Raw genomic sequence first — 13,485 nt, forward strand, 5'->3', positions numbered from 1 at the left:
CTCCCGACTCCCCGAAAGCCGGGAGCGAGCACCCCTCCGGACCCTGTACACTTTTTCTCGGCCGGTGCGGAAAGCGCCGGTCATGGTGGGTATAGCTCAGCTGGTAGAGCACCTGGTTGTGGTCCAGGATGTCGCGGGTTCGAGTCCCGTTACTCACCCTCTTCGAAGAGGCCGTTGACCTGCGCAAGTGGGACAGCGGCCTCTTTCGTCTCTCCTTATGGCCACACCGATGACCATAGGGATCTTGAGAAGAGCCCTGTCGGCCACGTGACGGCAGGTTTTACGATCTGCTCATGGCTGAGGCTCCGCAGCATTGGACCGTGCGTCATTTCTCGCAGGCCAACCCCTTCGGCCCGGGCTGCGATAGCGTCCCGGCCCTGTTGCGGCGGCTGGCCGATTCAATCGAGGCGTTGGGCCCTGTTGAGATCCAGGACGTGGTGATCGAGTCAGAGATGACCGAGCACGGCCCCTGGCAGTCGGGGACCGTCTACTTCCACCTGCCGGAAGACGGATAAGGCGGCGTGTCCGCGACAGCTACGCCCCTGAGCCGCGTCACCAATCTCTCGGAATACATACCTAGCCCAGCGGCAGCTCCGCGAGCATGACGGCATAGACCGGGGGAGTCGGGGGAAGGGCTGGCGCTCCCCCACCTTGCGAGGTCAGGTCCTTCGCGGGCGCCGGGCCGAGGTACTCGCGCCACCACTCACGACCGGGGCTGGCCGAGGCGCCGCACGCGATGCCCACTGCCTTGTCGCCGTCGAACGCGATCACGCAGGAGAGCTCCGGGTGGCCGCCCCAGTGGTCCACGGCGCGTCTACGTCAGTCCCGTGTCGCGCCCTCTGGCCAGACTCTCTCCACGAGTACACCTGTCCTCTCCGCGTAGGACACGACGTCTGCGGTGCCGCCGTATCCACGAGCGGGTTGTCCGTCCCAGACGGCGATCAGCTTGTCCACCACGCCCACGAGGATCTCGCTGCCCGCTTGGTGGGCCTCCGAGGTGGACTCCTTGAGGCCGGTCGAATGGGTCTCGGAAGCGCGCATGAGCAGGGCGTCGTAGGTGGGGTGGTGCCAGATGGGAAGGCCGGCGCGGTACTCGTCTGCTGGGATCACCACTTCGATCTGACCTCTGTGGTCCAGAATGAACTGGGCGAACCAGGAGTCCGGACCGTCCGCGATGCACGAGACCGCGATCAGATCATCGCTGCCGTACCTCTGGACCACTTCCGCGAGAGCGGTACGAACCAGGTTCTCGCTGTCCTTGGGCAGCCCCCGATGCCCGGTGATCCCCAGTCGCATGGCCTCATCCTTCCGCTCAATGCTCACAGATAGATTCCGTGCAAGCGCTCGTCGAACTCTCTTACCACTTGTGGTTTGTCAGCCGAGGTGAAGGATCGGCGCACCGCGCGGGACCGCTCCACGATCCGTCCGGATCGATAGCGCACGCCCGTCTCCAATGCCCTGGTCGCCAGGGAGAATGCCACGTCAAGCCGTCCCGAGACCATGTGCGCGGAGGCGAGATCGAGCATGAGCAGGGCCCGCTGCTTCTCATGTCCGGAGGTCAGGGCCTCGCCCGCCTCGTCCTGGGCTGCCCTGACCCGTTCAGGGAGCCCGAGTCGCGCTCCGCAAGTCAAGCGCATGGCCGCGACCTTGGCGCCGTTGAACGTGAACATCCAAGGCCAGGGCGCGGGATCCTCGGTGGACACCTGCTCGGCCGCCTTGGCTGCCCGGACCAGGGCCCGGTCCGACATTCGGGCATCGCCTGCTACGGCATGCGCCAGGGCCTTGGAGGCGCTCAGCCACGCGGTGACCGTGGCGATGGGACGTTCTTCGATCCGGCTACGGGTCTGGTCGAGGAGGTTCAGGCTTTGCACGGCGTTGCCTCCATGGGCCTCGAACTGGGCGAGAGAGCCGAGTCGATAGGCGGCCAAGAGGCGGTCTCCGGAGCTGCGGGCCGCCTTGATGGCGTTCCCGTACCAGGTCCTGGCGGAACCGTAGTCACCCATGTCCCAGGCCAGCCATCCGGCCAAGCTCCCGACCTCGCTCCCGACCGCGGCAAGGCGATACCTGGCGTCCTGGCTGTCAGCCTCGCTGGTGATGGTTTGCGCGAGGCGAAGGTGGGCAAGTACGGGCTCTTGAAGCTGTCTGGAGGGCGTTGCGCCGTCGAGGCGCCGGAACGCCGTCGTGGCGAGCCTGAGGATGGCTGCCTGGCCCCCGTCACCGCCTTGATGACGGTGCGCCATGGAGGCTATCGGGCCAGCGACTATCGCTGCCGTCCCGTGAAGGAAGGTGCGCCTCCTCGATGACCACCCGACCCAGTGCGCCCAACCGCCGCGTATGACGACCCTGCCCATGCCTACGTCGCCAACAACAGCGTGCCGGTGCCTGTGTGGTGCGGGTGCCTGCCCTCACCGAGTTCGCTCGGGCCTCGGCAGCGGCCACCGCCTTCTTCCGCGACCATCTGGCACCGAACGGAGCACCGAACGGCGACTGACCCAACAGGGGCAGCCTTGGATCAGGCGCTCTGCGGGAGGCAGCACATTTCGCCTCCGACCGTGCCGCTGGCCGCCGCGATGACCTCCTCGAGGTGATCGCGCGCCGTGGCCAGGTCGGCCATCTGGGCGTTGATGCGGTCGCGTTCGGCGGTCAGGCGGGCGATGTCGGCGGGGGTGGCGACGCCGGAGTGCACGCAGGGGAGGAATCCGCGGATGGTCTTGCTCGACAGGCCCGCGGCGTAGAGGCACTGGATCCACAGGACGCGGCCGACCGCGGTGTCCGCGTAGTGGCGCTGGCCGCTGGGGCTGCGCTCCGAGGTGAGCAGGCCCTGCTCCTCGTAGTAGCGCAGCGCTCGTACGCTGACGCCGGTCTTGGCGGCGAGTTCGCCGATACGCACCGTGACTCCTACTGCCTCTACGTCAGGGATGCGTTTCAGGGTAGTCGAGGCGCCCGGGAGTCGGGGGGCGGTTGGGCGGGAGCCTCATCCGCCGTCGGCTTCCCGTCGCCGAGGGGGCCGTCGGCGTGTTTGCGCCGGTCCTCGTCCTCGACGAGCAGGGAGAGGAGCGAGGCCACGGGGAGCCCGGCTTCGGCGGGGTGGCGCAGGACCTTCCCCGGCTCGATGCGGTACGTGTTCGTACGCCCCTCACGGGTGTGGGACAGATATCCGTCCTGCTCCAGGTCGCCGATGATCTTTTGGACGGCGCGCTCGGTCAGCCTGCAGTGCGCGGCGATGTCGCGGATCCGTACGTTCGGATCGTCGGCGATCGCGGCCAGCACGCGGGCGTGGTTGGTCAAGAACGTCCATCCGCTGTGCGATTCAGGCACTCCTCCCATGGCCTCATGATATTGCCGAAACAATAACGCATCTGGAAACATGAATCCGACTTCGTGTATAGCAAGCCGTGTGACGCCAGCGAGGCGACCTCGAGGGGAGACAGACAGGTGCACGCACGAGACATCTCCGTGCCCGAGCCTGGACATCGCTCGCCGTACAGGCCCGTGATCGGCGCGGCGCCGGGCATATCGGCCGACTCGGCGCCGCCGCGCCCCTCGTCCATCCTCCTCACCGACAGCTACCCGGAGGGACCCCGGAAGGTTGTCGTGGTCAACGGAGAGGTGGACTACGAGACCGCCCCCGTCATGTCCGCCGAGCTGCGCAACGCCCTCCGCGATTCCGCCGAGGGCGTTGACGTGGACCTGAGCGCGGTGAGGTTCTGGGACTGCTCGGCGCTCAACGCGCTGCTGAGGCTCCGCCGGGAGGCGCACGCACACGGCAAGACGGTCATCGTCCGCTCCCCCAGTCGCACGGCCAGTCGGGTCCTCGGCCTGACCGGCACCGCACGGCTGTTCCGGCCCTCGGCTATCCCTTCCCCTCGTCCTTGACTGCCCTCTCGTTCTTGACTGCCCTCTCGTTCTTGACGGTCTCGTCCTTGACGGTCTCGTCCTTGAGTGCCTCGGCGACGCGGGTCAGCGCCTGGGCGATGAACTCCGCGGAGGCGGCCTTGTCGATGCCAAGGTCGGTCAACAGGCCCGCGCCGTCCTCGTGTTCGAGGAGGGCGAGGAGGATGTGCTCGGTGCCGATGTAGTTGTGGCCCAGCCGCAGGGCCTCGCGGAAGGTGAGTTCGAGGACCTTGCGCGCGTCGCTGTCGAAGGGGACCAGTGCGGGCATGGAGTCGGCCGCGGGCGGGAGGGCGGCGGTGGCGGCCTGGCGGACGGCGTCCAGGAGGACACCCTGGGCGACGATCGCCTTGGCGGCCAGACCCTCATCCTCGGCCAGGAGCCCGAGGATGAGGTGCTCGGGGCGGATCTCGGCGTTGGTGGCGGCGCGGGCCTCGTTCTGGGAGGCGACCACGACGCTCCGGGCGCGCGGCGTGTAACGGCCGAACCCCTGGCTCGGGTCGAGGTCCGACGGTTCGCCGGACGACTTGGGGACGAAGCGCTTCTGGGCCGCCTGCCGCGTCACCCCCATGCTCTTGCCGATATCGGTCCAGGAGGCGCCGGAGCGGCGGGCCTGGTCCACGAAGTGGCCGATGAGGTGGTCGGCCACCTCGCCGAGGTGCTCGGCGGCGAGCACCGCGTCGGTGAGCTGGTCGAGGGCGTCGGGGTGGACCTTCTTGATGGCCTCGATCAGGTCGTCGAGGCGCACGGGATGGGTGAGTCCGACTGGTTTCGTCATGCGTCAACCATAGGTTGACACCACCAGCGCGTCAACGTTGGGTTGACAGCGAATCTAGCCCCGGTGTTCGCGCTGCGCCCGGTTAGGGGGCCAGAACGACGTCCAGGTGAACTTGTCGCCGCCCACCCACCGGACCACATCCGGATCGTCCAGATCGACGTCGTCCAGGCCGACCTCCCGCGCGATCTCGATGACGTCCAGGACCGAGTGCGCCTTGCCCGCCAGCTCACCGGCGATCTCGACCAGACGGTACGGGGGATCGTTCTGCTGGACGCCGAGCACCACGATCGGAGGCCGGTGGATGCGCGGCGCCTGGGATTCGGTCATATGTCCCAGGCTGCGCCCCACGCCCTCCCGCCGCACCTCGGAGGCGCCGCACCCCGGTGACACCGCACCCCGTAGACACCGCACCCGAGTCACCGATCCGGTACACCTGGACGACCGCGCCGACGGCCACGACCAGGGCGATCACCAGCGCCGCGACACGCACCGGCAGGGAAGAGGCCAGCCGGGCCACTGAGGACGCCGCGCCCCCGGTGGAGCCGTCGTCCTCCCCGCCGCGCTCTTGCCCCCGGCGGGAGCCGACCCGGCCGAGCAGCCATACGGCGACGGTGAGCACGAACAGGGCGATCGCCCATGGAGTGAGACCGGTCCCCATTTCGGCGTGCTCCTCCACCAACGCACTCTCCCGCACTCGCTCCTCCAGCCACTCGCCGGACTCGGTGGTCAGCACGACCAGAGCGAGAGTGACCAGCCCCATGACCGGCAGCACCGGGCCGAGCCTGCGTGCCGCCGAACGCCACAGCGCGCAGACCGCGAGCGCCAACGCCGTCAGCGGGACCAGCACCGCCGCGCCGTGAACGAAGAGGGGATGGCCGGGAACGCCGTTGATCAGCCCAACATCCACGGGACCTCCTCCAGCAGATGCGCGTAAGGCGCATTCGGTAGAGATCTATTGTTTCGGGCGTGCGTGGCGAATATGTCCATGTGTGGAGGGCGTGCGCGCGTATGGAGCAGTGCCCAGGGCTCCGATGAACGGCCGGTTCCCGCCGATGTCACGGGTCACGGGGCCAAGGAGAAGTAGCTCTCCTCCTCCTGGGAGAAATGCAGCCGCAGGACGGTGTGCAGTCCGTAGAGACAGGAGCGCAGGTCGTCGAGTTGACCGGCGTCCAGCCCGCCGCGGGCGTGAGCCAGACGCAGGTGAGTGGCGACGCGTCGGGAAAGGCGCTCGATCTCGGCATGGGCGCGGCTCATGGTGGCGGTGGCCTCGGAGCCGCCGAGCGCGGGGGCGAGCGCGGGGTAGAGCTGGTGCTCCTCGGCGTACTCGTGCGGCAGGAGTCGCTCGGTCAGCAGCCGGTGCGTCTCCTCGACGGTCGCCAGGGCCTGGGGGCCTGAGCCGGTGGAGAGGCGGTCGGCGGCGGCGCGTATCGCCTCGAGCACGTCCTGTAGATCGTCATGTTCGGCCGCGAAGCGGTGGATGAGCGCTTCGGCGTCCGGTGCGAGAGCTGGTCGCACCGCTTGGCCGACGCGCAGGGCCCGCAGGGCGTTGAGGATGACCGCGACATCAATGCCCTCCTGGAGCAGGGCGCCGGCGGCGGGCGGGAGCAGGCCGGCGGCAGCCGCGGCCATGGCGGCGAGCGACAGCAGCATCCCGCCCAGCGCGCTCTGTACGGCGATGCGCCGGGAGCGTTTGGCGATGGCGACGGCATCGGCGAGGCGGTCCACACGGTCGGCGGTCAGGACGATGTCGGCGGCTTCGGAGGAGGCGGTGGAACCACGGGCGCCCATGGCCACCCCGATGTCCGCCGCGGCGAGTGCGGGGGCGTCGTTGACACCGTCGCCGACCATGATGGAGACGGCCCGGTCGCGTTCGGCGCGGACCGCGGCGACCTTGTCCGCGGGGCTGAGTTCGGTCCGTACGCCGTCGAGACCGAGGACGGCGGCGACTTCGTGCGCGGGCTCGGCCCGGTCACCCGTGAGCATCATGATCCGCTGGATGCCCGCAGTCCGCAGGTGGCGCAGGGTCCTGGGAGCGTCGGAGCGTATGGGATCGCGCAGGAGCACGGCGCCCGCCAGGTGCCCGTCGACGGTCAGCCAGGCGACGGCCGCTCCGTCGAGCAGTGCGCGGTTTTCCACCCCTCCGGCCCAGGACGGCGCGGCACTCGTGGTGTCGATCCGGCCGATGGACGCCCGCTGTCCGTCCACGGTGCCCGAGGCGCCCCGCCCGGGGTCCTCGGTGACGTTCGACACCAAGGGCGGTTCCAGACCGCGTTCCCGGGCGGCATCGACGATGGCGTGGGCCAGCACGTGCGGGGAGTACTGGTCGAGTGCGGCCGCCAGGCGCAGCACCTGGGCCGGCTTCCACCCCGGCGCGGCAGCGACGTCAAGGACGCGAGGACGGCCGCCGGTGAGGGTGCCGGTCTTGTCCAGCAGCAGCGTACGGGCTCGGCCGAGGTTCTCCAGCGCGCCGCCACCGCGGATCACCATACCCAGGCGTGAGGCGCGGGACAGACCGGAGACGATCGCGACCGGCGCGGCCAGCAGCAGCGGGCACGGGGTGGCGACCACCAGTACCGCCACCGCCCGTACCGCGGAGCCGCTCAGGAGCCAGGCCAGCCCGGCCACCGCGAGGGACAGGGGCAGGAACCAGGCCGCGTACCGGTCGGCCAGGCGGACCACGGGAGCGGATTCCGCGCCGGCCTGCCGGGCCAGCCTCACGATCTCGGCATAGGCGCTGTCCTGCTCGGTGGCGGTGGCTCTCAGGTCGAAGGCGCCGCCTGCGTTGATCACCCCGCTGCGTACGGCTTCGTCCTTCGCCCGCTCGACGTGCGGGGCTTCCCCGGTGAGCACCGACTCGTCGAATACGGCGATGGCACTCTCCACGCGGCCGTCGACCGGGACCACTTCGCCCGGGGCCACCACGAGCAGGTCACCGACTTCCACCTCGGCGAGTGGCACCGTGCGCACTCCGGCGTCGGTGAGGCGCCGGGCCGTGCGCGGCGCGCGTTCCACCAGGGCCCGCACATCGTGTGAGGCCCGCCGCCCTGCCGCGGCCTCGAGAGTGCGGCCGGTGGCCAGCATCAGAGCGATCAGCGCGCCGGCCAGGTACTCGCGCACGGCCAGGGTTCCGCCGAGGGCCAGAACCGCGATCAGATCCACGCCCGCACGACCACGCCGCAACGCGGCCACCACCCACACCACCGCCGGGACGATGGTGAACACGGTCCCCAGGCCCCACAACAGGTCCGCGAGGCTGTCGGCGCCGACGGCCCAGGCCACACCGCCGGCCGTCAGAGCGGCCGCCGTGACGGCGAGGAGGGACGGTTCCAGATGCGTGGAGAGGGCGGCTGCCGAACGGCGAATCGGCCCTGCGGCGGCGAAGTCGTTCATGGGCACACCTCTGGTGTCCATCCTCCTCCCTGACGGCGCGGTTCGCAGGGCCGGCGCACCGTCCACCCACCCACCCGCACCGGCCCGCGCCCGCACTCATGCCCGTGTCCGTACCCGCGCCCGCACTCGCGAGCCGCATCCGTCAGGCCAGTACGTCCCGCCAGGTGTCGGTCAGCGCCGTCGACACGTCGTACGCCGCGATGGGCGCGCCGTGCGGGGCCGTGGTGCGGCGGGCGGCGAGGCCGTGGAGGTAGGCGCCGGCCGAGGCGGCGTCGCGGGCGGGGAGGCCCGTGGCGAGCAGGGAGCCGATCAGGCCGGACAGGACGTCGCCGCTGCCCGCCGTGGCCAGCCAGCCGACGCCGGTGGGGTTGACGCGTACCGGCTGGTGCTCGGCGGCGATCAGCGTGGTCGATCCCTTCAGCAGTACGGTCGCGCCGTAGCGCTCGGACAGCGCTCTTACGGCGGCCAGCCGGCCCGCCTCGACCTCCTCGCGGCTCACGCCGAGCAGCGCCGCCGCCTCGCCCGCATGTGGGGTGAGGACCGTGGCCGCTTCGCGTTTGCGCAGGTCGCTGCCGAGGGCCGGGGCAGCAGCGCCGCCACGTCCTCGTGCTGCAGCGCCTCCAGGTCGGGGTCGGCCGGGAGGTGGGCGGGGCCTGCGACCCGCCCCCTACCCTCCCGCGGTCCAATGCGGTTCACCGCTCTGTCCGGCCAGGACCTGAGCAAGCTCTTCACAGGCCGGCTGTACGGCAAGGGCAAGCCGAAGCGAGGAGGCGCGTCAGCTGACGTGTTTCTCGATCGCCTCGAAGATGTCCGCGTCCGTCTCCTGCTGCCAGCAGGGAAGATCCGGCCAGTCGGCGACGTACCCGGGCTTCGGGTCGTCGAAGTGCCGGTACATCTGCGCGGTCCAGCACGTAGCGACGAAGCGCCCCTTCTGCTCCCGCGTAAGTCGCCCGGCGTGCCCCTCGCTCACCTCCAGGAACTGCCTCACCTGCTCGTACACCGCCCCGGCAGCCGCCCGCTCCCACTCCGGGGTCTCCTCCCAGGGGGTCACATAACCCGGCTTGGGCTCCCCGGGAAAGTGCCGCCGCACCCCCGCGATCCACGCCTCCCGGAACAGCCGGGCACCCTCGGTCCGCGACATCCCTGCCCCTTTCGTCAGTTCACGCTCAGTGCCTTGATCTCGGCATCCAACTCGACAACCCGCACATCGCGAGCGAGGGAGCCGAAGTCCATACGCAGGGCCTGGAGTCTACGAGCGACGTAACCGGAGGAAGATTCACGTGCCAGGTGGATCGCCTTGCGGGCATAGACGACAACCTGCTCCGGGTCCTTGCGCTTGACGCCGATGGCGGCCAGATTCGCGAGCACGGCACCTCGGCGCCGAAAGGACTGGCCCTCTGCCAGGGCACCTTGCCGAAGGGCGCTCTGAAGCACCTGTTCAGCGAGGTCGAGTCGACCCAGCTGGACATACCGAGCGCCGCGCTCCTCCGCGAGCCGGGAGCCATCAAAGCGGAGCCATCCGCCGTTCTGTGCCGATCCGGTCATGTCCGCGACCCTCTCGGCCTGCTCGAGTGCACTTTCGCACGCGGTCAGATCTCCCAGCCCCGCGAACGCCTCAGCCTGTACCGCAGCGACCCAATGTCGTGTCGACAGGCAACCGTCCCCTCGGCGAGCGATGCGCTCAGCGACCGACAAGATGCCCGCGGCCTCCCGGTAGCGACGCTCGTACACGTCGACGTACGCATGCCGAATGAGGGCGCAAGCCCAGAGATCGAACGACCCTGCCTCCTTACCGGCTGACGCGGCGAGCGTGTACGAAGCCGCCGCGTCGGTATACCGGTTGCCGTCGAAAGCCAGCTCACCGGCAAGCTGGAAGAGGTCCGCCGCAGCGCCGCACAGAGCTTGCCCGTCCTTGCCGTAAGGGCCGTCCAGGGCTTCGGCGAGGGCAGCGAGCTGGCCGGAGACGATGGGCTGCACAGTCCCTTTGGCGCGGGCGAGTTGATACACCTGCCACAGGTGGTTGTTCATCCGGATGAAGTCGCCGGACGCTCGGCGGTGCACTCCTTCCGCGAGCGCCTCCGACTCCTCGGCCGACAGACCGGCCAGTGCCCCGGCAACGGCAATTACGCGCAGGAACTCGCGTCGAATCATGTCGTCGGTATCCCCCGAGCCGTAGTGGTCGACTGAACACGACACTACGGGCTCCTGGAACGTGGCTTGGGGTTTGGTGACCCAGGCGTCCAGTTCGGCCAGGTCGAGTTGCAGCGCTGCTGCGTACTGTGGACGCAACTGGGGCTGGATCTCAGTTTTCCCGCTCTCCCAGCGGCTGATCGTTGTGCGGTCCACGCCGACGACGTGAGCGAGCCCCTCCTGGCTGTACCCCAGTGCTTTGCGCCGCTCAGCTAACCCCATGGGGCTCCCCTTCCCCGCTCCGCGGACCGCCACTCGACGTGTGCACACCCTGCACGCTTCTGCGTCACCTCTGCCGCATGGACGCCGTGGAGCGCACCTGCTCGGAGCGGTTTCCTTGACGTTGTCAGCATCAAGAACCGGCGTGAGCCACCACAAGATGCGGTCGTGATGGCGAGACGCCGGCCACCGGCCAGACGACAGAGCCGCCGGGCTGGCGGTACCTCGCCCCGGAAGAAAGACCCCCTCCATGACCACGACGAGACCCAACGCCATCGGCGCCCCGGGCTACAGCGAAACGATGCCGTGCGAGCCGACGTCAGCGAGCCGCGCTCGCCGACTCGTCCGCGCAGCACTCCACACCTGGGACCTCGGTCACCTCATCGACGACGGGACGCTGATCATCTCCGAGCTGGTCGGCAACGCCGCCCGCCACAGCGGGTGCCGCCTCCTCCGCGTCAGCGTTCGGCTGCCCGATCGGGATCGCGTACGTCTCGCCGTTACGGACAAATGCCCCCAGCCGCCCACCGCCCAGGCGCCGTGCTGCGACGACGAGTCCGGCCGCGGTCTGGCGCTGGTCGAAGCGATGTCGGACCGCTGGGGCACCCAATACCGCACCTGGGGAAAGACCGTCTGGGCCGAGTGCGCTCTGAAAACGGCTGACTGTATTCCCAGCGGAACTGGGAAGGATTCGGAGGAAATCCTTGGGTTAAGCGACCTACCTGAATCCGAAAGGTGCAGGGGAAAGTAGCATGTCGCTGAAGCGGTGGCCATCGTCCAAGCAGCAGGAGAGGCGCACCGCAAGACCCGCGCAATATGGCGAAAGCTGGATTGCCTGAACCCCAATCTCCAGCCGGTTAAAAGACGGACCGATCGGAAAGCTGCTCGAAACCGATGCCACTCTTTGCGGTGACTATCTCTGCCGGTCGCCGTACCTTCGGAGGGTGGGGCGACGCCAAGTGATGGTGTTCAAGGAGATGAGTGGGGCGCCTAAGTTGCGCTATTACGTACAGTCAGCACGAACAGAGGATCGCCTAAAGGGCGAGAGTCCCATGGTGACGGAGTGCCCGTAGTAGTCGCAGGAGTAACGACCTGCCAGGGAGGACGGGAAAGCCGTCCACAGGGCGAAGGGGCACAGGTAACTGGATGCCAACGAGACCTAGGAGGTATGCGAAATGCAGAGCGCCGAGACGGTTCTTGGTGTCCTCCGTGCGCGCGGAAAGCGAAAGCTCCCGTGCAACGAACTGTATCGACAGATGTTCAACCCGCAGTTGTATCTCATGGCCTACGGCCGCATCTACCCCAACAAGGGGGCGATGACAGCCGGGGCCTCGGGGGAAACCGCCGACGGGATGTCCCTGGCCAAGATCGAGCGCATCATCGACACGCTGCGCCAGGAACGCTTCCGGTTCGACCCAGTGAAACGGACACACATCCCCAAGAAGGACGGCACGACGAGGCCGCTCGGCCTGCCGCCCTGGACGGACAAGCTGGTAGGCGAGGTGATGCGGCTCCTGCTGGAGGCGTACTACGAGCCCCAGTTCTCCGGCCACTCTCACGGTTTCCGTCCCGGCCGGGGCTGCCACACGGCTCTGCGCCATGTGGCCTCCGCCTGGACCGGGACAACCTGGTTCATCGAGGGTGACATCGCCCGCTGTTTCGAGTCACTCGATCACGAAGTGATGCTCGGGATCCTGGGCGAGAAAATCCAAGACAACCGGTTCCTGCGGCTCGTGCGGAACATGCTGGAAGCCGGATACATGGAGGACTGGCGGTGGAACACCACTCTCAGCGGCGCGCCGCAAGGAGGGGTACTGTCCCCCGTCCTGTCCAATATCTACCTGCACAAGTTGGACGAGTTCATCGAGACGGTTCTGATCCCGGAATACACCCGAGGGGTGCACCGGGCGAGAAACCCGGAGTACCGGCGAATCGAAGCCGCTGTACAGCGGGCACGCAGACGTGGCGACCGGACGGCAGTCCGAGAGCTGCAACGCAAGCAGCGGAGCATTCCGAGTCAAAACATGTCCGACCCGGAGTTCCGCCGCTTGTTCTACGTGAGATACGCCGACGACACCCTCTTGGGACTCATCGGATCAAAAGCCGAGGCCGAGGAAATCAAACACCGGCTCGCACAGTTCCTCCGCGACGAACTCCGGCTGGAACTGTCACGGGAGAAAACACTGATCACCCATGCGAGAAGCGATGCAGCGAGATTCCTCGGCTACGAGATCACCGTCCGCAAGGACGACCGGAAGGCCGAGCCGAAGGGTGGTTCCCGCAAGGGACGCCGTTCCCTCAACGGCAGAATCCAACTCCGCGTCCCACGGAACGTGATCACGGCACAATGCGCTCCTTACATGAGTCGCGGCAAACCCGCGCGTATCCCGTCGCTGTACCGATACGACGACTTCACCCTCGTCAACATCTACGGCACACGGTACCGAGGAGTGGTGCAGTACTACCTGCTGGCCAGTGACGTCTTTCGACTGAACCGGCTGCACTGGGTCATGCAGTCCTCACTGCTGTGCTCCCTGGCGAACAAGCACCGCTCGACCGTGACGAAGGTGGCCCGCAAGTACAAGGCCATCATTCGCACATCGGCCGGGCCACGCAAGTGCATCCAGGTCGGCATCCCCCGGGGCCCAGGCAAGGAGCAGGTGACCGCACGATTCGGTGGGATTCCGCTCAAACGGCAGAAGTTCGCGACCGTCATGGACCACGAACCCGCCCCGCCCCGCCATCCGCGACGAGAGATCGTGCGCAGGCTGCTGTCCGGGTACTGCGAGCTCTGCGGGAGGTGGTCCTCAGCCGAGGTCCACCAGATCCGCAGGCTCTCGGACCTCGACCGGTACGGGCAGGGCAAGCCCGCGTGGGTGGCCCTTATGGCCCGACGGCGCCGCAAAACCCTTGTGGTGTGCCGCCGGTGCCACCAAGCCATCCACAGCGGCACAACTGCCGTACCCGCGGAGACAGTTACTGGAGAGCCGGATGCGGTTAACGCCGCACGTCCGGTT

General features: G+C 68.3%; 14 protein-coding genes, 1 tRNA gene and 2 pseudogenes. 5 read left to right on the forward strand and 12 right to left on the reverse strand.

The window, feature by feature from the left end:
* Positions 1–85 precede the first annotated feature (85 nt).
* Together ACFXB5_RS21180 and ACFXB5_RS21185 are read left to right on the forward strand one after the other, a co-directional pair.
* Positions 86–158 (forward strand) — tRNA-His (locus ACFXB5_RS21180).
* Positions 159–293: 135 nt separating this feature from the next.
* A complete protein-coding gene (locus tag ACFXB5_RS21185) occupies positions 294–515 on the forward strand; it encodes a hypothetical protein (protein ID WP_385210061.1) in 222 nt (73 codons plus the stop codon).
* Positions 516–576: 61 nt separating this feature from the next.
* Here the strand turns inward: ACFXB5_RS21185 and ACFXB5_RS21190 are convergent, their stop codons facing one another.
* The 5 genes from ACFXB5_RS21190 to ACFXB5_RS21210 all read right to left on the reverse strand — a co-directional run bounded on the left by ACFXB5_RS21190 (position 577) and on the right by ACFXB5_RS21210 (position 3,327).
* Positions 577–807: a hypothetical protein gene (locus ACFXB5_RS21190; RefSeq protein WP_385210063.1), complete on the reverse strand. Its 231-nt coding sequence runs from the start codon at positions 805–807 to the stop codon at positions 577–579.
* Positions 808–819: 12 nt separating this feature from the next.
* The gene (locus tag ACFXB5_RS21195; RefSeq protein ID WP_385210066.1) at positions 820–1,296 is read right to left on the reverse strand and encodes a hypothetical protein; all 477 of its coding nucleotides are present in this window, start codon (positions 1,294–1,296) and stop codon (positions 820–822) included.
* A 23-nt stretch (positions 1,297–1,319) separates the two neighbouring features.
* Positions 1,320–2,240 (reverse strand): DNA-binding protein, encoded by a 921-nt coding sequence (locus ACFXB5_RS21200; RefSeq protein WP_385210068.1) that lies wholly within the window; start codon positions 2,238–2,240, stop codon positions 1,320–1,322.
* Positions 2,241–2,512: 272 nt separating this feature from the next.
* Complete coding sequence (locus ACFXB5_RS21205; RefSeq protein ID WP_385210071.1) at positions 2,513–2,890, reverse strand: MerR family transcriptional regulator; 378 nt, start codon at positions 2,888–2,890, stop codon at positions 2,513–2,515.
* Positions 2,891–2,925: 35 nt separating this feature from the next.
* Positions 2,926–3,327 carry a helix-turn-helix transcriptional regulator gene (locus ACFXB5_RS21210; RefSeq protein WP_385210074.1) on the reverse strand — a complete coding sequence of 134 codons (402 nt, stop codon included), beginning with the start codon at positions 3,325–3,327 and terminating at the stop codon, positions 2,926–2,928.
* Positions 3,328–3,435: 108 nt separating this feature from the next.
* Here ACFXB5_RS21210 and ACFXB5_RS21215 point away from each other — a divergent pair, with 108 nt between their 5' ends.
* The gene (locus tag ACFXB5_RS21215) at positions 3,436–3,876 is read left to right on the forward strand and encodes an STAS domain-containing protein (protein ID WP_385210077.1); all 441 of its coding nucleotides are present in this window, start codon (positions 3,436–3,438) and stop codon (positions 3,874–3,876) included.
* Here the strand turns inward: ACFXB5_RS21215 and ACFXB5_RS21220 are convergent.
* The 7 genes and pseudogenes from ACFXB5_RS21220 to ACFXB5_RS21250 all read right to left on the reverse strand — a co-directional run bounded on the left by ACFXB5_RS21220 (position 3,854) and on the right by ACFXB5_RS21250 (position 10,471).
* On the reverse strand, positions 3,854–4,669 hold the full coding sequence (locus ACFXB5_RS21220) for a Clp protease N-terminal domain-containing protein (RefSeq protein WP_385210080.1): 816 nt from the start codon (positions 4,667–4,669) through the stop codon (positions 3,854–3,856). The two genes, ACFXB5_RS21215 and ACFXB5_RS21220, sit on opposite strands and share 23 nt — an antisense overlap.
* 54 nt (positions 4,670–4,723) lie before the next feature.
* Positions 4,724–4,954, reverse strand: a complete 231-nt coding sequence (locus tag ACFXB5_RS21225; protein ID WP_385210083.1) for a hypothetical protein — start codon at positions 4,952–4,954, stop codon at positions 4,724–4,726.
* Entirely contained in the window at positions 4,896–5,576 is a 681-nt protein-coding gene (locus ACFXB5_RS21230; protein ID WP_385210085.1) for a hypothetical protein, read from the reverse strand. The genes ACFXB5_RS21225 and ACFXB5_RS21230 overlap by 59 nt, the downstream gene beginning before the upstream one ends.
* A 155-nt stretch (positions 5,577–5,731) precedes the next feature.
* Entirely contained in the window at positions 5,732–8,059 is a 2,328-nt protein-coding gene (locus tag ACFXB5_RS21235; protein WP_385210087.1) for a heavy metal translocating P-type ATPase, read from the reverse strand.
* A 142-nt stretch (positions 8,060–8,201) separates the two neighbouring features.
* A pseudogene (locus ACFXB5_RS21240) lies at positions 8,202–8,624 on the reverse strand (NAD(P)H-hydrate dehydratase); the annotation flags it as partial.
* A gap of 210 nt (positions 8,625–8,834) precedes the next feature.
* Positions 8,835–9,200, reverse strand: coding sequence for a hypothetical protein (locus ACFXB5_RS21245; protein WP_385210089.1), 366 nt, complete (start codon positions 9,198–9,200; stop codon positions 8,835–8,837).
* Positions 9,201–9,214: 14 nt separating this feature from the next.
* A complete protein-coding gene (locus ACFXB5_RS21250) occupies positions 9,215–10,471 on the reverse strand; it encodes a helix-turn-helix transcriptional regulator (protein ID WP_385210091.1) in 1,257 nt (418 codons plus the stop codon).
* A gap of 298 nt (positions 10,472–10,769) precedes the next feature.
* Between ACFXB5_RS21250 and ACFXB5_RS21255 the strand changes: the two genes are divergently transcribed.
* The gene (locus tag ACFXB5_RS21255) at positions 10,770–11,219 is read left to right on the forward strand and encodes an ATP-binding protein (protein WP_385210182.1); all 450 of its coding nucleotides are present in this window, start codon (positions 10,770–10,772) and stop codon (positions 11,217–11,219) included.
* A 424-nt stretch (positions 11,220–11,643) separates the two neighbouring features.
* Positions 11,644–13,419 (forward strand): annotated as a pseudogene (locus ACFXB5_RS21260) (reverse transcriptase domain-containing protein); the annotation flags it as partial.
* Positions 13,420–13,485 lie beyond the last annotated feature (66 nt).

It is taken from the genome of Streptomyces sp. NPDC059455, assembly GCF_042750115.1.
Taxonomy (GTDB): Bacteria; Actinomycetota; Actinomycetes; order Streptomycetales; family Streptomycetaceae; genus Streptomyces; species Streptomyces endocoffeicus.

Bases quoted from the DNA above. Each gene is read 5' to 3' on its own strand.
- ACFXB5_RS21200 (WP_385210068.1), bottom strand. From the start codon at position 2,240: ATGGCGCACCGTCATCAAGGCGGTGACGGGGGCCAGGCAGCCATCCTC.
- ACFXB5_RS21220 (WP_385210080.1), bottom strand. From the start codon at position 4,669: ATGACGAAACCAGTCGGACTCACCCATCCCGTGCGCCTCGACGACCTG.
- ACFXB5_RS21185 (WP_385210061.1), top strand. From the start codon at position 294: ATGGCTGAGGCTCCGCAGCATTGGACCGTGCGTCATTTCTCGCAGGCC.
- ACFXB5_RS21245 (WP_385210089.1), bottom strand. From the start codon at position 9,200: ATGTCGCGGACCGAGGGTGCCCGGCTGTTCCGGGAGGCGTGGATCGCG.
- ACFXB5_RS21195 (WP_385210066.1), bottom strand. From the start codon at position 1,296: ATGCGACTGGGGATCACCGGGCATCGGGGGCTGCCCAAGGACAGCGAG.
- ACFXB5_RS21255 (WP_385210182.1), top strand. From the start codon at position 10,770: ATGCCGTGCGAGCCGACGTCAGCGAGCCGCGCTCGCCGACTCGTCCGC.
- ACFXB5_RS21235 (WP_385210087.1), bottom strand. From the start codon at position 8,059: ATGAACGACTTCGCCGCCGCAGGGCCGATTCGCCGTTCGGCAGCCGCC.
- ACFXB5_RS21250 (WP_385210091.1), bottom strand. From the start codon at position 10,471: ATGGGGTTAGCTGAGCGGCGCAAAGCACTGGGGTACAGCCAGGAGGGG.
- ACFXB5_RS21210 (WP_385210074.1), bottom strand. From the start codon at position 3,327: ATGGGAGGAGTGCCTGAATCGCACAGCGGATGGACGTTCTTGACCAAC.